Here is an 18,189-nt window from a genome sequence, read left to right on the forward strand (position 1 = left end):
GGGCCTCTCCTCGCTGTGGGGTGGTTCGTCAGTCGGGGACCGGGGTGCGCGCGGCCACCATCAACTGGCCCAGGGCCAGACCGCCGTCGCCCGGCGGGACCAGGTGGTGGCGCAGCACCGTGAAGCCGTCCGCGTCCAGTGCCCTCGTACAGGCCGAGGAGAGCGGGGAGTTGAGGAACACTCCGCCGGTCAGGGCGACCGTGTCGACTCCGTGCCGCTCCCGCGCCCGTAGGCAGACGCGGTGGACGAGATCGGCGACGGCCCGGTGGAAGCGGACCGCCACGCTCGCCGGATCGGCACCCGCACGCAGATCGGCCACGATCGCCGAGAGGACGGGCGCCGCGTCGGCCCGCACCGGTTCGCCGTCCAGCAGCGCGAAGGCGTAGGCGGCGGCGTCCTCGCGGGGCGCCTGAAGGGCCGCGGCCTCCAGTTCGACGGCCGCCTGGGCCTCGTACCCGGCCAGCTGGCACACCCCCGCGAGCGACGACACGGCGTCGAAGAGCCGGCCCATGCTGGAGGTGGCAACGCAGTTCAGGTTCCGCTCCAACTGCCGTGCCAGGACGGACAGTTCGCCAGGAGGGCAGTGCGCAACGCAGGCCAGGTCGGCGGACCAGTCGATCCCGGCGGCGCGCAAATGCGCGAGGGCCATGCGGTAGGGCCGGTGGACCGCGGCGTCTGCGCCGGGCAGCGGTACATAGGCCAGGTGTCCGAAGCGGGTGAAGCGGTCGTAGTCCGCGAGCAGGAACTCCCCGCCCCACACGGCCCCGTCGTCGCCGTAGCCGGTGCCGTCGAAGGCGACACCTAGAACCGGCCGGCTGCCGTCCAGTCCGTGCTCGGCCATCGCGGAGGCCACATGGGCGTGGTGGTGCTGGACGCGGACGACGGGCCGGCCGTCGGCGTTCCTGGTCGCCCACCGGGCGGAGCGGTAGCCGGGGTGCCGGTCGGCGGCCAGCAGGGTCGGCCGTACCGGGGTGATCGACTGCAGCTGCCCCACGGCGCGTTCGAAGGCCCGCTGGGTGGCCAGGTCGTCCATGTCGCCGATGTGCGCCGACAGCCACGCCCGGCGTCCCTCGCCGAGACAGAGGGTGTTCTTCAGGTCGCCGCCGACCGCGAGGGCCGGCCGCACGGGGACAGGGAGGTCGAGGGGCAGGGGCGCGTAGCCACGGGCGCGGCGCACGACCAGGGGCTCGCCGTCGCACACGCGCACCACGGAGTCGTCGCACGGCACATGGATCGGCCGGTCGTGGGTGAGCCAGGCGTCGGCGAGCGGGGCCAATCGCTCCAGCGCCTCCGCGTCGTCGGTGACGATCGGCTCGCCGGACACATTGCCGCTGGTCATGACGAGCAGCCGGGTGCCCTCGGGGTCGCCGGGCAGGCCGAACAGGAGGTGGTGCAGCGGGGTGTACGGCAGCATGATGCCGAGGTCGGGGCTGCCGGGGGCGACGGTCTTCGCCGGCCGGGGCCTCGCGGGATCGGTGTGTGCGCGGCCGCGCAGCAGGACGATCGGGCGGCAGGCGCCGGTGAGCAGAGCGCGCTCCTCGGGGTCGAGGCGGACGAGGTGCTCGATGTCGTCGAGGCTCCGGGCCATGACGGCGAACGGCTTGTCGCCCCTGGACTTCCGGTCGCGCAGCAGGGCGACCGCGCCGGGGTCGGTGGCGTCGCAGGCGAGGTGGTAGCCGCCGAGTCCCTTGACCGCGACGATCGCGCCGCGCGCCAGCAGAGCGCGGGCCTCGGCGACCGGGTCGGCCGCGGTGACCGGGACCGGCCGGCCTCCGGGTTCGGATGCGCGCACCAGCAGTCGCAGACGGGGCCCGCAGGCCGGGCAGGCGACCGGTTGGGCGTGGAAGCGCCGGTCGGCGGGATCGGCGTACTCGCGGACGCAGTCGGGGCACATCGGGAAGCCGGCCATCGTGGTCTGTGCCCGGTCGTAGGGCAGGCCGGTGACGATCGTGAACCGCGGGCCGCAGTGGGTGCAGTTGACGAAGGGGTGCCGGTGGCGCCGGTCGGCAGGGTCGGCCAGTTCGCGCAGGCACTCCGCGCAGGTCGCCGTGTCCGGGGGGATCAGCGTGCCGGCGGGTCCTGCCGTGCGCGAGACGAGGATGGTGAACCCGCTCTCGCCGACGGCGGGCACGTCCTGGTGGTCGACCAGGTCCACGCGGGCCAGGGGCGGTGCGTCCGGTGCGATCCGGGCGCAGAACCGGGCGACCGCCTCGGGCGCGCCCTCGACCTCCGCCACAACGCCCTCGGGGGTGTTGGTCACGTGCCCGGACAGGTCCAGTGCGGTGGCGAGGGTGAAGACGTAGGGCCGGAAGCCGACCCCCTGCACCACACCGCGCACGGTGACCCGGCGCCGTAGGCGGGTCCGGCCTTCGACTTCGGGGGGTGGAGGCAGGACGCTCACGATCGGGACGGGACCGTGGCGTGGTCGTGGTGATGGTGGTGAAGGGGCTGGCTGGCCATCACGGGACTGTGCGGCGGGGCGCCCTCGGCGGCCGCCAGGGCCCGGTCGAGCAGGGCGCCGAGCCCCTGGTTGCCGCGCACCGAGGTCAGCAGCACCTCGACGCCGGGATTGACCCGCTCGACGTTCGCACGGAAGGCGGCCTCGTCGAAGCCGACCGCCTCGGCGATGTCGGTCTTGGTGACCACCACCAGATGCGCAAGGCCGAAGGCGGTGGGGTACTTCAGCGGCTTGTCCTCGCCCTCCGTCACGGAGGCCAGCACGACGCGGAGCGTCTCCCCGAGGTCGTAGGAGGCGGGGCAGACGAGGTTGCCCACGTTCTCCACGAACAGCAGCCGGGTCGGCTCGGGCAGCCATCCGTCCAGGTGCCCGGCGAGCATCCCCGCCTCCAGGTGGCACAGTCCGTCGGTGAGGACCTGCTTGACCGGGACGCCCGAACGCGCCAGCCGTGCCGCGTCGTTCTCGGTGGCGAGGTCGGCGGTGAGCGCCGCGACCGGCACGGACCGCTCGCGCGCCAGCGTCAACTCGTGTTCCAGCAGCGCGGTCTTGCCGCTGCCGGGGCTGGAGAGCAGGTTGACGACCGTGGTGCCGCGGGCCGTCAGTTCGGTGCGCAGGGCGTGTGCGGCCTCGTCGTTCCGGGCGAGGACCGCCTGTTGCAGATCGAGCACACGGCACATGGTTCAGCGCTCCTGGACGATCGGTTCGCGGGTGGCCGGGGGCGCGCCGCCGTCGTCCCACCGCACACGGGTGACGCGCAGTTCTCGGCCCGACAGCAGTTCGGTGGTCCCGCTGGCGCACCGTGGGCAGGTCAGCGAGGGCGGCATGCCGACGGCCCATTCGTGCGCGCAGGGTGCGCAGCGCGCCCGCCCCGGGACGGTGTCGGTGACCAGTTCGGCGCCCTCAAGCACGGTGCCGGCACAGGCCAGTTCGAAGCAGAAGGACAGGGAGTCGGCCACGACACCGGCGAGTTCGCCCACCTCCAGGTGCACCGAACGCACGGCGGTGACGTCCCCGGCCCGCTCGGCCGCTTCTTCCACCTGTCCGATCACCGCCAGCGCGATGGACATCTCGTGCATCGGTCTCCGTCCTGGCGCGTGGTGTGCGCGCCGGTCGCCGGACCCCATTACAGGCGCGGCAGCACGGGCGGGCGGCTCGGCACGCCGTCGCCGCCCGGGCACGTACGCCGTTCGCCGCAACGGGGCGCCGGGCGGACGGGACCGTGTCTCACATACGGCTGATCTTCAGGTAGCGCCTGATGTCGGGCAGCGACTGCACGACCAGGGCCGCGATGGCGGCGGACAGCACTCCCAGCGCGATGTTCTTCTTCATCCTGTCTCTCCTAGGTTGACGGCTTCGGCGGCCCGGGGCGGCGCCCCGGACTCCGGGGGCGCGGCCAGCAGCTCTTCGATCAGCCGGACGGCGTGCGGTACGGCGTCGGACACCGGCCCGCTGAGGCCGATCCCCTCCTGCACACAGGCCGGTTCGCAGCCCACGACCAGGGTGCGGCGCGGGGGCCGGCCGCCGGTGCCGACGCACAGGGTGCCCAGCAGGGCGAGCACGGCGTCGGGGGTCATCCGGTGGCCGTCGAGCGGGGTGTGCTCCGTGCCGTCCGCGCCGATGTCGTCGTGCTCGATCACATACAGGGTGCCGGGGGCGCCGCCGCGGGCCGTGGCGTCCACCAGGATCAGGGTGCCGTAGCCGTCGAGGAGCTGGTAGGCGAGGTGCACGCCCCGCACTCCGATGTCCACCGCCTCGACGTGGCCGGGCAGTTCACGTCCCGCGAGGGCGCGCACGGTCTCCACGCCGAAGCCGTCGTCGCCGAGGAAGATGTTCCCGATGCCCGCCACGAGCACACGGCCGTCATGGCCCCGCTCCGGGGAAGGGCTCATGCGTCGTCCTCCAGGGGGGTCAGTTCGTCGGGTTGGAAGTACAGATAGCGACCCTGTTCGCGGCGCAGGTCGGCGCCGGGGTCGCCGTCCACCGTCACCGCGAGGTGCACTGCGCCGTCCACGTCGTGCAGCACGGCCTCGACCGTCGCGGTGCGCCCGCGCAGGAACAGGTCCTGGGCGTCGGTGCGGCGCAGGCCGGGATTCAGGACGACCCGGCTGCCGGCGCCCACCGGCCGCCCGCCGACCGTGACCCGGTCGCGGGCGGGGTCGAAGCCGGCGTCGGCCGCCGGGTCCCACCAGGGCACGTCGGGCTGTGGTACGCCGTCCTCGTCGGGGAAGCCCGCGACGGGCGCGGGCCGTGTCACCTCGCGCAGGCCGCGCACGGTGCCGTGCAGGCGTTCCAGCACCTCCGGGGGCAGCGAGTCGGCCAGGTCGATCACGGCGGCGGCCCGCTCGTCGGTGCCCCGTGCCTCGCGCTTCTCCTCGTCGGTGAGGGCGGCGGTGCGCAGGGCGAGGATCTCGTCGATCTCGGTGGCGTCGTACAGGGCGCCGGGGCTTTCGGGCGCGATGGCCGGGTGGTCCTCCAGGATGATCGGTGAGGACAGGACGACATCGGCGCGGCCGGGTTCGCCGGCGAGCACCGGCCAGGTGTGCAGATTGCGGCAGGAGGCGATCGCGGCCTTCGCCCACTCGGGGGGATCGGTCATCGACAGGAACGACCCCTCGCTCAGCGCCATCAGGAGGTGGGCGGCCACGAGGGAGCGCGGGAGTGCCGCGTCCCGGTCGGCCGCGTGTCCCGACGGCGGGAGCCAGGTGCTGGTGTTCTCGGCGACGGCGGTGAGCCGCACGACCCGGTAGGGCCCGTCGAGTTCGCGCGCCGACAGGCGCAGCAGTCCGCCGAGTTCCTCGTAGCGGTGGATCGTCCGGCCGACGGTGCGGCCGTTCTCGTCGAGGACGGGCTCGCTGTCCTCGCCCGCGGGGCGGTCGAAGGGGATGGTGACGTCACCTGCGAGGAGGTCCGCCACGGGCACGACGGCCTCGACGCGTTCCTCGACGCCCTCGTCCCAGGGAACCAGGACCCGGTCGGCGAGCCGGAGTTCGGGGACCGTCTCGAACCCGCCGTCCGCAAGCACCCGTTGGACGGTTCGCCGACGGGCGCGCAGGAAGCGCAGCTCGACGGCGAGGGTGGCGCCCGACCGGGGTTCCATCAGGCACTCGGTGTGCTGGAAGGCGTGCTCCTCGCACTCGGCGCCCCAGCCGGGCGGCACCAGCACACCGAACTGCCAGCGCAGCCGGTTCTTCGCGGAGGAGGCCCGGTACGGGTAGAGCACATAGCCCTCGAAGAGCACGGCGTCGGCCACCTGCCGGGCGAGGGCGAGCCGCGCCTCGGTCTCGGGCGCGAACGTGGTCACGCTCACGAAGCGGTCCTTCCGGTGATGACGGCGCCGGTGCCGGACGCGCTCCGTGTCTCGTCCAGCAGGGCCCGTACGGTCGCGTCCCAGGAGGACAGTGCCCTGCGTGAGCGGAAGGCGAGCAGGGCGACCATGGTGTCGCGGGGCAGCCGGATCCAGCCGCAGCCGGGGAAGTGCTGGTCGACCATCTCGCGCCAGGTCGCGACGGGCATCCGGAACGTCGCCTCCCGGTCCCAGGGCACCGGCTCGACACGGAAGCCGCCCTTGCCGGTGAAGGCCGTGCCGGAGAAGAGCATCAGCAGCGGCACCTCGCCGCCGCTCAGGGCGTCGAGGTAGCGGGTCGCGGCGATGTCCATGTCGTAGGTGCAGGGCACGACCAGGTCCGCCTCGGTCTCCCGGGTGAAGCCCGTGACCATGAGCGGGACCTGTGCGAACTGCACCGGCTGGAGGGTGCTGCCCCAGCGGGAGCGCTCGCCGAAGAGGTCGGTGAGCGCCTCCGCCTCGGCACCGTCGTAGCCCCGCCGGGCGGGCTCGATGCGGAGCTGGCAGTTCAGCAGGAGGGCGTGCACCGGTTCGTCGTCGGGCTTGGTGATGCGCAGCCGGAACACCAGGGTGGGTCCGGCCGCGTAGCGGTCCGCGCGTACGCCGGTGCAGACGAAGGAGAGTGCGGTCACGGCCGGTCCTCCTCGCCGACGGGCCTGGCGAGGGCCGCGACCCGTGCGAAGAACGCGTCCAGGGCGGCGCGGGCCTCGGCTCCGCCGTCGAAGCCCTGCCACAACAGGCGCATCCGGCCGACCAGTTCGTAGCAGAGGTCGATCGGTACGAGATGGCACTCGACACCGGCCTCGGTACGGCGCAGCAGGAGCGCCTCGACGTCCGGTTCGAGCAGCCGGGCGAGCCCGGTGGCGGCGAGGACTGCCGTCCAGGCCTCCGGTTCGAGCTCGCTCTCGGTGGCGCCGGCGGGGCTCGGGTAGAGGGCCACCAGCCGGTCGAGTGCGGTGTTGCGGAAGAAGAACGCGACACCGACCGGGATGCGCAGCGTGTCCCAGGCGTTGTCGTCGAGGCGGTGGTCCGGGTCGGTGAGGTAGCGGGCCGGGACCGGCCGGAAGCGGCCCGCGCCGGCGCCCGGCCGCTCCATCAGCAGGAAGCAGGACGGGCAGGCGCACACCAGCGCCCGCTGCTCGGTGTCCACGAGGTGGCGGTGCTCCCCCTCGGCCACGACGAGCGAGCACAGTCCGCATCGCTCGGGCCGCGGCGGGCGTTCGGTGAGGAATCTGCGCAGGCCGGACGCCGGGGCCGACGGAGCGGTCATCCGCGGGCCCCGGGCCGGGTGCCGATCTGGAGCAGCGCGGACTCGCCGGGGGTGTCGGCGGTGCGCACCTCGACGGCCGTGATCTCCGGTACGAAGCAGGTGAGGGCGTCCTCGGCCGCCTGCCGCACCGCCGACGCGGTGGCGGCACAGCCGCAGCCCGCCCCGGCCGCCGCCCGCAGCCGGAGCCTGCCCGTGGGTTCGTCGAAGTCCTCGACCTCCAGGCCCTGGTCGGGCACCGTGGCCAGGGCACGGGCGATGCGGGCCTCCCGGTCCTCGGGGTGGAGGTCGTGGAGCACCAGCAGGCCGGCCACCAGTTCGTCGCCGAGCAGGGCCTCGACGGGGGCGCCCGCGGACAGCAGGTCCACGATCCGGGCGAGCCCGGCGCCGTAGAACTCCATGAGGGACCGCACCAGTTCCTCCGCCGCGGCGACCGCTGCGGTGTCGCCGGTGGCGGCCAGGCGGTCGAGGACGTCCTCGATCCGCCGCCCGGCCTCTTCCGCGCTCATCGGGCGCGTGGCGGCGGCCGCCGTGGGCGCGCTCATCCGCCCAGTCCGCTCAGGCCGGTGGGCACGTGCATCTTCTGCACGGTCCTGCCGCCGCCGACGTACATGTGGACACCGCAGGGCAGACAGGGGTCGAAGCTGCGCACGGCGCGCATGATGTCGATGCCCTTGAAGTTCTCCGGGGAGTTCTCCTCGAAGATCGGGGTGTTCTGCACGGCGTCCTCGTACGGGCCGGGAGTGCCGTAGGAGTCCCGGACGCTGGCGTTCCACGGGGTGGGCGGGTAGGGGTGGTAGTTGGCGATCTTGCCGTCGCGGATCACCATGTGGTGGGAGAGGACACCGCGGACCGCCTCGGTGAAGCCGACGCCGATGCTCTCGTCGGGGACCTCGAACTTCTCCCAGGTCTGGGTGCGTCCGGCGCGGACCTCGTCCAGGGCCTGTTCGGCGAAGTGCAGGGCGAGGGCGGCGGTGTAGGCCTGGAAGTAGCTGCGCGCGCGGTTGCGTTCGAGCGCGTTGCTCCACTGCGGGATCTTCCACTCGAAGGTGGTCTCGGGCTTGGTCATGGTCCGCGGCAGGTTGATGATCACGCTGTGGCCGGTGGCCTTGACGCCGCCGGTGTCGACGAGTCCGGCCAGGGCGGTGGTCCACAGACGGGCGATGGGGCCGCCGCCGGTGTCCAGGGCGAGATGGTCCTTGCCGTCGAACCAGCGCGGGGACATGACCCAGCTGTACTTGTCGTCGAAGTCCCGCTTCTGCGGGGCCGGGATGGTGTGCTGGTTCCAGGGGTGGCGCGGGTCGACCGGGTTGCCGAGCGGGTCGTGGGTGACGAAGAGGTCCTTGCCCTCCCAGTCCTCGTAGTACGAGCTGCCCAGCAGGATGCGGATGCCCAGGTTGATCTGCGTGAGGTCGGTGGTGACCAGCTTGCCGTCGACGACGATGCCGGGGGTGACGAACATCCGCCGGCCCCAGTCCGTCATGTTGGCGTAGGTGAAGTCGCAGTACTCGGGGTCGTTGAGCGCTCCCCAGCAGCCGAGCAGGACGCGGCGGCGGCCGACCTCCTCGTAGCCGGGCATGGCCTCGTAGAAGAAGTCGAAGAGGTCGTCGTGGAGGGGGACGACCCGCTTCATGAACTCCACGTACCGCATCAGCCGGCTGAGGTAGTCCGTGAAGAGCTGGACCGAGGCGTTGGTGCCGACACCGCCGGGGTACAGCGTGGAGGGGTGGACGTGGCGGCCCTCCATCAGGCAGAACATCTCGCGGGTGTAGCGGCTGACCTGCAGCGCCTCGCGGTAGAACTCGCCTTCGAGGGGGTTGAGGGACCGCATGATGTCGGCGATGGTGCGGTAGCCGTGCTCCGCGGCGTGCGGGGCCTCGGTGCGCTCGGCGAGTTCGAGGACGCCGGGGTTGGTCTCCTTGACCATCTTCTCGCAGTAGTCGACCCCGACCAGGTTCTCCTGGAAGATGTTGTGGTCGAACATGTACTCGGCGGCCTCGCCGAGGTTGATGACCCACTCGCCGAGGTGCGGGGGCTTCACGCCGTAGGCCATGTTCTGCGTGTACACCGAGCAGGTGGCGTGGTTGTCGCCGCAGATCCCGCAGATGCGGCTGGTGATGAAGTGGGCGTCGCGCGGGTCCTTGCCGCGCATGAAGACGCTGTAGCCGCGGAAGACCGACGAGGTGCTGTAGCACTCGGCGACCCGCTTCTGCTTGAAGTCGATCTTCGTATGGATGCCCAGGCTGCCCACGATCCGGGTGATCGGGTCCCAGGACATCTCCATCAGGCCGCTGCCGTCGCCGGCCGCCTTGGTCTTCGGGGTCATGGTCTGTGTGGTGTCCTTCGTGTGCCGGGGGTCGGAAGGTGGGCGGGGGTGGGGTCAGGCGTGCCGCGGGTTCACCACGGACGCCGGTATCCGGTGGTGAGCTTGCGGCCCTTGTGGCGCCACTTCGGCTCTTTGTCGACGGTGTGGAGGGTGACGGAGCGCAGCCTGCGGATCACGGCTCCGTAGGCGCCGCTCGCGGCGGTGGAGAGGGTCGCGCCGGGGGGCTGGTCCATGAAGGGCATGAACTTGTCGGGGAAGCCGGGCATGGTGCAGGCGATGCAGATGCCGCCGACGTTCGGGCAGCCGCCGATGCCGTTCATCCAGCCCCGTTTGGGCACGTTGCACTTGACGACCGGGCCCCAGCAGCCGAGCTTGACCAGGCACTTGGGCGAGTCGTATGTCGAGGCGAAGTCGCCCTGCTCGTAGTAGCCGGCGCGGTCGCAGCCCTCGTGCACGGTGGCGCCGAACAGCCAGGACGGACGGAGCTTGTCGTCCAGCGGGATCATCGGGGCGGAGCCGGCCGCCTGGTAGAGCAGATAGGTGAGCGTCTCGGCGAAGTTGTCGGGCTGGATCGGGCAGCCCGGGACGCACACGATGGGGATGCCGGCCTTGGACTTCCAGTCCCAGCCGAGGTAGTCGGGCACGCCCATGGCGCCGGTCGGGTTGCCCTCCATCGCGTGGATGCCGCCGTACGTGGCGCAGGTGCCGATGGCGACGACGGCCAGGGCCTTGGGCGCGAGGCGGTCGATCCACTCACTGGTGGTGATGGGCTGGCCGGTGGCCGGGTCGTCGCCGAAGCCGCACCAGTAGCCCTCGGGCTTGATGGCCTCGTTCGGCACGGACCCCTCGACGACCAGCACGAAGGGGTCGATCTCGCCCCGTTCGCCCTTGAAGAACCACTCGATGAACGTGTCGGCACCGCCGACCGGACCGCATTCGAAGTCGATCAGGGGCCAGTGGACTTCGATCTTCGGCAGTCCGGGCAGTACGCCGAGCGCGATCTGCTCGATGCTCGGCTGCATCGCGGCCGTCAGCGCGACCGAGTCGCCGTCGCAGCTCAGTCCGGCGTTGATCCAGAGGATGTGGATCGTGGGCGTCTCGTCGGCGGGCGCGCCCGCGGTGTGGGTCGTGCCGGCCGTGTCGGGCGTCGCCGGTGTCATGGGACCGCCTCCTCGGGGAGGTAAGGGACTGAGGCATGCTTTTCGGCTAAGGGATTCCTTGCATTTCTTGCTACCAGTGGTCCGGTGACGATGAGACGCGGACGACGTCCGTTCCAGTGACGCCGACGACGTCCGTTCCGGTGACACCGGCCCCGGACGGGTCCGGTCCCGCGGCTCCCCGGGCCCCCGGGCCCGCGGTGAGGTGCGGCGGTGTGACTGCGGGCCGCTCCTTGCGGACGAACGCGCGGCGCAGCGCGTGGTACGGGGCGTCCGGGTCGTCGAAGGTCCGGCGCATCCGGGCCAGCTCCCGCTCCCGGAACACGGCGAGGGGTTCGGTGCTCTCCTGGAGGTCCAGCGACTCCTTCTTCGCGGCGATCCGGGACGGTGTGCCCGGCAGCGCGGCCAGCCGGGCGGCCAGAGCGCCCACTTCGGCGGCGAAGTCCCCGGGCCAGCAGTCGATCATCCGGTCGACCAGGCCCAGGCTCGCGGCGCTCGCGGCGCTCATCGGCAGCGCCTCGCTCATGAGCCGGTCGGCCGTGGCGGGGCCGACCCTGCGGGGCAGCGTGTACGTCCAGTACTCGGAGCCGTACAGGCCCATCAGCCGGTAGTGCGGGTTCAGTACCGACCCGGCCCTGCACCACACCTCGTCGGCCGCCAGGGCGAGCATCACGCCACCGGCCGCGGCGTTGCCCCCGACGGCGGAGACGACGAGCCGGTCGGTGGTCGTCAGGACCGCCTCGACCAGGTCGTCGATGGCGTTGATGTTCGCCCAGGACTCCGCGGCGGGGTCGGCGGCGGCCTCGATGACGCCCAGGTGGATGCCATTGGAGAAGAAGTCCCGCTGCCCGCCCAGCACCAGCACGGTCGTCGGGCGTGCGCACGCCTCGCGGTACGCGGCGAGCAGTCGCCGGCACCGGGTGGTGCTCATGGCACCGCCGGGGAAGGAGAACGACAGGAAACCGACGTTCCCCTCCTCCCGGTAGCGGATGTCTGCCCAGTTCTTCGCTGTGGAGGCCGGTGACGCGGACAGCTCCGGCAGGGGCGGCAGCCGGTCGCCGAGGGCCGTCACCGCCGGCTGCTTGAACGCGGGCGGCTGCCCCCGAAAGCGCCGGCGCCGCAGCTCCGGGATCCACACGGCGCCGTCCTTCGTGGCCCGGCAGATCGCCCCCGCCTGGGTGGCCAGCAGTGCTCCCGGGGCGCCGTGGAGTCCGGCCTCGGGGTGGCCGCCGTGCAGATACCACTCGTCGCCGAGCAGGACGTCGAGCACGCCGGGCTGCGAATCCGCGGCGCGGAGTTTGCGGACGACGGTCTCGGTGGAGTCCGCCGCCCAGTCGATCCGGCGCACGCTCTGGTCGAGGTACGGGCGGGTGCGCCCGGCGTCCTGGCGCAGCGGGGTGTGACCCCCGTCGGCGAAGCGGTCCACGGCGAGCAGCACGGCCGACAGTGCGGCGTCGGCGATCTCGCCGCGGTACAGGTCGCTCTTGGCGACCGGCGGGACCGGGCAGCGCACGGACGCCCACACGGCGCCGGCGTCCATTTCCTCCTCCGCCTGAAGAACCGTCACTCCCCAGTGCTCGACGCCCTCCTGGACGGCCCAGTCGAGCGAGGACGGCCCCCGGTCCCCGACCGGCCCCGGGTGGACGACGAAGCACGGCCGGACGGACCACACCTCCCGGGGGATCGCCGTCTTCAGCATCGGGGCCAGGACCAGTCGGGGGGCGTGCCGCTCGACGGCCCGCGCGAGCGAACGGCCCGGCAGGGCGAGCTCCACCACGACGGTGTGGCCGCGGTCGCGCAGCTCGGCGTGGACGCGCTGGGTGAGGCTGTTGAAGGCGCTGGCCACGAGCAGGATGTGCACGGCGTACTCCCGGCGGACGACGCACCGGGCAGTCGTGCCCGGCCGACTGCGATGCTGCGTCACGGGCAGTCCTCGCACCGGCCGACAAGCGGTGGGGTCACCCGAAAGCGGCGCTCACGCCGCCACCCGGCCGTGTGGACATGGCAATTCAGACAGTCCACACAGAAGCGAACAGATTCAGGGCCGATTCAAAGAGAGTTCTCGCCCAACCGTGCGAGTTCGGTCGATGACAGTGTGTACTGTGCTGCGAGCGCCTTCAGTGAGCGCCACGGACTCCCCCCTGCCCGACTTCCCGCACAGCTCCCTGCCCTGTTTCCTGCCCGACTTCCTTGGAACCCTTTCGATGATGGAAATACCGGACCTGGTCGCCGGCGGTCTCGCCGCCGGCACGCTGTCCGCGCTCGCGCTCGGCGGCGGTCTGCTCCGGTCCCGGCGCCAACGGGCCTCGCTCCGGGCCGAGTTGACCGAGCTACGGGCCCGTCTGGACAGCACCCAGCAGGCGTTCACCGCCGAGGTCGAGCACCTCGCCGCACGGCGCGTCCCGGCCGCCGCCCAGCAACTGGCGCATCCCCACGTCGTCGTGCCGGGCCCGGCCCAGCCGCAGACCGCCGGGACGCCCGCGGGGATCGCGCTCGAGCACACGCTGACCGCGGTGCGGGCCGAGCTGACGGCGCAGCGCTCCCGGATCGACGCGGCCGCCCAGGCGGGCCTGCGCGGTGCCACCCGGGAGATCCAGGCGGCCCTGTACCGGCTGCAGGACGCCCTGCGTGGCCTCCAACAGCGGTACGACGACCCTGAGTTGACCCAGACGCTGTTCGCCCTGGACCACGAGAACGAGCAGTCGCTGCGCCGGGCGCAGGTTGCCGCGGTGGTGTGCGGGGCCTGGGTGGGGCTCGCCCGTGAGGAGTCCCATGTGGTGGACGCGGTGACGGGCGCTCAGGCCCGGCTCGCGGGCTACCACCGGGTCCGCGTCCACAACCATCTGGAGCCGGGCACCGCCCTGGTGTCGCACGCGGTCGAGCCGGTCGCCATCATCGTCGCCGAGCTCCTGGACAACGCGCTGCGGCACTCCGCGCCGGAGACCGACGTCGTGGTCAACCTGGAACACGTCCACCACGGGGTGTGCGTCACCGTCGACGACGCGGGCCTGGGCATGACGCAGGACGAACGGGCCCGCGCCCAGCGGATGGTGGCCGGCAACGACCCCATCCTGCTCACCGACCTCGGTGACCCGCCCCGCATGGGCCTGGCCGCGATCGGCCAGTTGACCCGGCAGTTCGACCTGGGCGTCGACGTCTCCTCCCCCTCGCCGTACGGCGGTGTGCGCGCGGTGCTGCGCGTGGAGAGCCATCTGCTCAGCCGCGTCGACCCGGTCGAACAGCCGCCGGCGGCCAGCGCCCCGCGCTCGACGCGCAAGAGCACCGCCGCCGAGGCCGCCGCATCGCCGGCGCCGGCGCGGGCAGAGGCCGTACGGGACGCGGCGGCCACCGCACCGAGCCGCGACGCCGCCCACGGGTACGGCACCGATCACCAGGACCCCGGCCCCGCGCCGGGGCACCAGGGGCCGCGGGACGCGGACGGTCTTCCGCAGCGGCGGCGCCGTACCCGGGCCGCGGCCCCCGTCGCACCCGCGCCGCGCACTCCGGCCCGCCGCCCCGAGGACGCCGCCGCCGCGCTCGCCGCGCTGCAGCACGGCACCGCGGCGGCGCGCGGCTCCGCGGAAGCGGGCCGCACCGAGTCCGAACCGGCGCCCGCACAACGGGCCGACGACACCGAACAGACCGAACACGAAGGGGGAGCGGCTCGATGACCAGCCGCGATGCAGGCGACACGGCATGGGTGCTCGAACCGATCCTGCAGGTACCGCACGTCGTAGCCGCCGTCCTGCTCACCCGGGACGGGCTCGTGACGGGATACACCGACGCGCTGTCGCAGCCCTCGGCCGAGCGGGTGGCCGCCATCACCAGCACCGTGCAGGGTGCCTGCCGTACCGCCGCGGCCGCGTTCGCCGACCGGGACCGGGCCGAGGTACGGCAGGTCGTCATCGAGTCCGACCACGGATACGTACTGATCGTGCCCACGGACCACGGCACGTGTGTCGCCGCTTACGGCGACCCCGAGGTGCGTCTCGACCTGCTGGCGCACCGGGTTCACTCGCAGGTGGCGCGGCTGGGCGAGAAGGCGATGGCGGCCGCGCCCAGAGCCGCCGCAGGGGGCGCGCCGGCATGACCGGCCGCCGTGGCGGCCGTCCTCTGGTTCCCGCGTATCTGTCGACCGGCGGTGTGGCCCGGCCGAGCCGCCCGTACCTGGAGCGGCTTTCGGTGCTCACCGTCGGCGCGGAGCCGGTGCCCGCGGGGCTGCCCGCTGCCCAACTCGCCCTCCTGGACCTGCTGGACGGCGGGTCGCTGACGGTGATGGAGGCGGCGGCCCTGCTGGAGCTGCCCGTCTCCGCCGTACGCGTGCTGGCCGCCGAACTCGTCGACCGGAACCTGGTCCTGGCCCGCGCGCCGATCCCGCCCGCCGAACGGTTCGACCCCGACCTGCTGAAGAGAGTGGCCGATGGCCTCCGCGCCCTCAAACACCAGTGACCGCCGCGGCACTGGTGGCATGCACCTGCCCGACACCGCCCGCCACCTGGTGAAGATCCTGGTCACGGGCCCCTTCGGGGTGGGCAAGACAACCCTGATCGACTCGGTGTCGGAGATCCGGGCCCTGCACACCGAGGAACACCTCACCGAGGCGTCCGCCCAGGTGGACGACCTCGACGGGGTGCGGGACAAGGCGACGACGACCGTCGCCATCGACTTCGGCCGGATCAGCCTGCCGGGCGGGGTGGTGCTGTATCTGTTCGGCACACCCGGCCAGGAGCGGTTCCGGCCGCTGTGGGAGGACATCGCGTACGGGGCGCTCGGCGCCCTCGTGCTGGTCGACAGCCGCCGGATCGACGCCTCCTTCGACGTGCTCGGCCTCGTGGAGGAGAGCGGGCTGCCATACGCGGTCGCCTTCAACGCCTTCCCCGACGCCCCGAGCCACTACACCGGCGAGCAGCTGCGCGCGGCCCTGGACCTGGAGCCGGGCACACCCATGGTGACGTGCGACGCACGCGATGCGCACTCCTCCGTCGACGCGCTGCTCGCCCTGGTCCAGCACCTGATCGACGACCACGAAGCGGAGAACCGGTGACCACCCAGCCGACCGACCGGCGGTCCTCCACCGTTGCCGCGCCCGTGCGGCTGTGGGAGGACGGCTTCGCGAAGGACCCGCACCACTACTACGCGGCCCTGCGCGCCCAGGGCCCGGTGGGCTGGGCCGAGCTCGCGCCGGGTGTGCCGGCGTACGTCGTCACGGAGCGCGAGGCGGCACTGGAGGTGCTGCGCGACACCGACGCCTTCTCGCACGATCCGCGCGCGTGGGAGGCCACGGTCCCCGACGACTCGCCGGTCCTCGCCATGATGCGCTGGCGGCCCAACGCCCTGTTCTCCGACGACGGCGCGCATGTCCGCTACCGCACCACGCTCATCGACGTCTTCGATCTGGTGGAGCCGCACGACCTGCGGGCCCGGGTGCACCGGGCGGTGCGGCTGCTGGTGAACCGCTTCGGCCCCCGGGGCGAGGCGGACCTGGTGGGCGAATTCACCCGGCCGCTGATGGCGTTGACCTTCAACAACCTGTTCGGGCTGCCGGACAGCCAGGGCGACCGGCTGAACGAGGGCCTCGGCAAGATGATGGAGGGCGGCGCGCAGGCCGCCGAGGGCGAGGCGGAGTACGCCGAGTACGTGCTGAAGCTCATCGCCGCCAAGGTCGAGCGGCGCGGCGACGACCTGCCGAGCCGGCTCCTGGACCATCCGGCCGGGCTGACCGCGGAGGAGGTCACCTGGCAGGTGTTCCTCACCCTCGGCGCCGGCTACGAGCCGACCGCGAACCTGCTGTCCAACGCGCTGTCCCGCATCCTCGGCAACCCGCTCTACTACTCCACCCTCACCAGCGGCGCCCGCCCGGTCATGGACGCGGTGATCGAGGTGCTGCACCACGAGACCCCACTGGCCAACTACGGCATCTACTACGCCCGCAGACCGGTGTCGTTCCACGGGACGTGGGTCAGGACCGCGGTGCCGGTGGTGGTCTCCTTCGGGGCCGTCGGGCTGTTCGCCGAGCAGCGGGCCACCGCCGTCCGGCACCCGGCGGACGCCTCGCACCTGTCCTGGGGCGCGGGCCCGCACGCCTGCCCGGTCAGACACCACACGCTGCTCATCGTGACCGAGGCGATCGAACAGCTCACCCAGTGGCTGCCCGACCTCGAACCCGTCGTGCCCCGGGACCGCCTCGACTGGCGGCCCGGCCCCTTCCACCGCTCGCTGACGTCCCTGCCCGTGCGGTTCAGCCCCCGCTCCCCCGACCAGCCAGGAGAGTTGTCTTGACCGTGACCGACCGCATCGACCGCTTCGCCATCGACCCGTTCGGCGCCGACATCCCCGCCGAGAGCGCCCGGCTGCGCGCGCTCGGCCCGATCGTGCCCGTCGAACTGCCCGGCGGCATCCCCGCCTGGGCCCCCACCGGCTACGACGTCCTCAAGGAACTGATCCTCGACCCCCAGGTCAGCAAGGATCCCAGGCTCCACTGGCGGCTGTTTCCCGAGATAGGCCAGAACCCCTCCTGGGCCTGGATCCTGGGCTGGGTCGGTGTGGTCAACATGCTCTCCACCTACGGCCCCGACCACACCCGGCTGCGCAAGCTGGTGGCGCCGAGCTTCACCCTCCGGCGCACCGAGGCGATGCGGCCGCGGGTGGAGGCCATCACCGCGGAGCTGCTGGATGCCCTGGAGGCCGCGGGCGCCGACGGCGAGGCGGTCGATGTGCGCCAGGCGCTCGCGCACCCGCTGCCGATGCGGCTGATCTGCGAACTGTTCGGTGTGCCCGAGGAGATACGGGAGGACACCGCCGAGCTCATCGCGGCGATCATGGACACCTCGGACCCGAGCCCGGAGCACGCCGCGTGGGTGCAGGAGCGGATCGGCGCGGTGCTGGGCGGGCTGATCGCGTACAAGGTCGAGCACCCGGGCGACGACATGACCACGGAGCTGATCCGGGTCCGGGACGAGGACGGCGACCGGCTCAGCGACGAGGAGCTGCTCTACACGCTGCTGCTGGTGATCGGCGCCGGTTTCGAGACCACGGTCAATCTCATCGGCAACGCGGTCGTCGCCCTGCTGCGCGACCCCGGGCAGCTGGCGGCCGTCCGCTCCGGTGCCGTCTCCTGGGACGCCGTGATCGACGAGACCCTGCGGGTGCACCCTTCCATCGCCTCGCTCCCGCTGCGCTTCGCGGTCGGCGACCTGAAGGTCGGGGACGTCACGATTCCGGCCGGGGACGCGATCATCACGACGTACGCCGCGGCCGGACTGGATCCCGCGCACTACGGGCCCGAGGCCGCTGTCTTCGACGCCTCCCGGGCGGCCGACGACCATCTCTCGTTCGGCATCGGCGTGCACCGCTGCATCGGCGCGCCGCTCGCCCGGGTGGAGGCGCTGACGGCGCTGCCCGCGCTGTTCGACCGGTTCCCGGATCTGCGGCTGGCCGTCGCGGACGACGAGCTGCGGCAGGTGCCGTCCTTCATCGCCTTCGGCTGGCGGGAGATTCCGGTCCGGCTGCGGGGCTGAGTGTGAGGAGGGGCGCGACCGGTCCCCCGTTCCGGTCGTGCCCCCGCAGGATGTGAACCTACGTGCAGGTGAAGCCGTTGGGTATCGCGGCGGTGCCCGTTTCGGGGCACGGAGGACTCAC

General features: G+C 72.6%; 18 protein-coding genes. 6 read left to right on the top strand and 12 right to left on the bottom strand.

Features of this window, described 5'->3' with window-relative positions:
* Positions 1 to 28: 28 nt before the first annotated feature.
* The 12 genes from hypF to ACZ4EG_RS28205 all read right to left on the bottom strand — a co-directional run bounded on the left by hypF (position 29) and on the right by ACZ4EG_RS28205 (position 12,412).
* On the bottom strand, positions 29 to 2,401 hold the full coding sequence (gene hypF, locus ACZ4EG_RS28150) for a carbamoyltransferase HypF (RefSeq protein WP_467792565.1): 2,373 nt from the start codon (positions 2,399 to 2,401) through the stop codon (positions 29 to 31).
* Positions 2,398 to 3,135: a hydrogenase nickel incorporation protein HypB gene (gene hypB / locus ACZ4EG_RS28155; RefSeq protein ID WP_453555884.1), complete on the bottom strand. Its 738-nt coding sequence runs from the start codon at positions 3,133 to 3,135 to the stop codon at positions 2,398 to 2,400. The genes hypF and hypB overlap by 4 nt, the downstream gene beginning before the upstream one ends.
* A 3-nt stretch (positions 3,136 to 3,138) precedes the next feature.
* Complete coding sequence (locus ACZ4EG_RS28160; protein ID WP_467792566.1) at positions 3,139 to 3,534, bottom strand: hydrogenase maturation nickel metallochaperone HypA/HybF; 396 nt, start codon at positions 3,532 to 3,534, stop codon at positions 3,139 to 3,141.
* Between the two features lie 148 nt (positions 3,535 to 3,682).
* Positions 3,683 to 3,787, bottom strand: a complete 105-nt coding sequence (locus ACZ4EG_RS28165; RefSeq protein WP_390709632.1) for a DUF6893 family small protein — start codon at positions 3,785 to 3,787, stop codon at positions 3,683 to 3,685.
* Positions 3,784 to 4,347 (bottom strand): hydrogenase maturation protease, encoded by a 564-nt coding sequence (locus tag ACZ4EG_RS28170; protein WP_467792567.1) that lies wholly within the window; start codon positions 4,345 to 4,347, stop codon positions 3,784 to 3,786. Before ACZ4EG_RS28170 ends, ACZ4EG_RS28165 begins: the two co-directional genes overlap by 4 nt.
* Positions 4,344 to 5,765 (bottom strand): hypothetical protein, encoded by a 1,422-nt coding sequence (locus ACZ4EG_RS28175; protein ID WP_467792568.1) that lies wholly within the window; start codon positions 5,763 to 5,765, stop codon positions 4,344 to 4,346. The genes ACZ4EG_RS28170 and ACZ4EG_RS28175 overlap by 4 nt, the downstream gene beginning before the upstream one ends.
* Positions 5,762 to 6,433, bottom strand: coding sequence for a DUF6084 family protein (locus tag ACZ4EG_RS28180; protein ID WP_467792569.1), 672 nt, complete (start codon positions 6,431 to 6,433; stop codon positions 5,762 to 5,764). The genes ACZ4EG_RS28175 and ACZ4EG_RS28180 overlap by 4 nt, the downstream gene beginning before the upstream one ends.
* A complete protein-coding gene (locus tag ACZ4EG_RS28185; protein WP_467792570.1) occupies positions 6,430 to 7,071 on the bottom strand; it encodes a DUF5947 family protein in 642 nt (213 codons plus the stop codon). Before ACZ4EG_RS28185 ends, ACZ4EG_RS28180 begins: the two co-directional genes overlap by 4 nt.
* Entirely contained in the window at positions 7,068 to 7,613 is a 546-nt protein-coding gene (locus ACZ4EG_RS28190) for a hypothetical protein (RefSeq protein WP_467792571.1), read from the bottom strand. Before ACZ4EG_RS28190 ends, ACZ4EG_RS28185 begins: the two co-directional genes overlap by 4 nt.
* A complete protein-coding gene (locus ACZ4EG_RS28195; RefSeq protein ID WP_390709638.1) occupies positions 7,610 to 9,394 on the bottom strand; it encodes a nickel-dependent hydrogenase large subunit in 1,785 nt (594 codons plus the stop codon). The genes ACZ4EG_RS28190 and ACZ4EG_RS28195 overlap by 4 nt, the downstream gene beginning before the upstream one ends.
* 71 nt (positions 9,395 to 9,465) lie before the next feature.
* Positions 9,466 to 10,554 (bottom strand): NADH-quinone oxidoreductase subunit B family protein, encoded by a 1,089-nt coding sequence (locus tag ACZ4EG_RS28200; protein WP_390709639.1) that lies wholly within the window; start codon positions 10,552 to 10,554, stop codon positions 9,466 to 9,468.
* Between the two features lie 70 nt (positions 10,555 to 10,624).
* The gene (locus tag ACZ4EG_RS28205) at positions 10,625 to 12,412 is read right to left on the bottom strand and encodes an enoyl-CoA hydratase-related protein (RefSeq protein WP_467792612.1); all 1,788 of its coding nucleotides are present in this window, start codon (positions 12,410 to 12,412) and stop codon (positions 10,625 to 10,627) included.
* A gap of 343 nt (positions 12,413 to 12,755) precedes the next feature.
* Here ACZ4EG_RS28205 and ACZ4EG_RS28210 point away from each other — a divergent pair, with 343 nt between their 5' ends.
* The 6 genes from ACZ4EG_RS28210 to ACZ4EG_RS28235 are packed head-to-tail and all read left to right on the top strand — an operon-like array spanning position 12,756 to position 18,068.
* Positions 12,756 to 14,222, top strand: coding sequence for an ATP-binding protein (locus ACZ4EG_RS28210; RefSeq protein WP_467792572.1), 1,467 nt, complete (start codon positions 12,756 to 12,758; stop codon positions 14,220 to 14,222).
* Entirely contained in the window at positions 14,219 to 14,641 is a 423-nt protein-coding gene (locus tag ACZ4EG_RS28215; RefSeq protein ID WP_453555900.1) for a roadblock/LC7 domain-containing protein, read from the top strand. Before ACZ4EG_RS28210 ends, ACZ4EG_RS28215 begins: the two co-directional genes overlap by 4 nt.
* Positions 14,638 to 15,000: a DUF742 domain-containing protein gene (locus tag ACZ4EG_RS28220; protein ID WP_467792573.1), complete on the top strand. Its 363-nt coding sequence runs from the start codon at positions 14,638 to 14,640 to the stop codon at positions 14,998 to 15,000. Before ACZ4EG_RS28215 ends, ACZ4EG_RS28220 begins: the two co-directional genes overlap by 4 nt.
* Positions 14,972 to 15,595 carry a GTP-binding protein gene (locus ACZ4EG_RS28225; protein WP_467792574.1) on the top strand — a complete coding sequence of 208 codons (624 nt, stop codon included), beginning with the start codon at positions 14,972 to 14,974 and terminating at the stop codon, positions 15,593 to 15,595. Before ACZ4EG_RS28220 ends, ACZ4EG_RS28225 begins: the two co-directional genes overlap by 29 nt.
* The gene (locus ACZ4EG_RS28230) at positions 15,592 to 16,830 is read left to right on the top strand and encodes a cytochrome P450 family protein (RefSeq protein WP_467792575.1); all 1,239 of its coding nucleotides are present in this window, start codon (positions 15,592 to 15,594) and stop codon (positions 16,828 to 16,830) included. The genes ACZ4EG_RS28225 and ACZ4EG_RS28230 overlap by 4 nt, the downstream gene beginning before the upstream one ends.
* The gene (locus ACZ4EG_RS28235) at positions 16,827 to 18,068 is read left to right on the top strand and encodes a cytochrome P450 family protein (RefSeq protein WP_467792576.1); all 1,242 of its coding nucleotides are present in this window, start codon (positions 16,827 to 16,829) and stop codon (positions 18,066 to 18,068) included. Before ACZ4EG_RS28230 ends, ACZ4EG_RS28235 begins: the two co-directional genes overlap by 4 nt.
* The last annotated feature ends 121 nt before the right edge of the window (positions 18,069 to 18,189 follow it).

Source organism: Streptomyces sp. NPDC025638 (assembly GCF_055558775.1).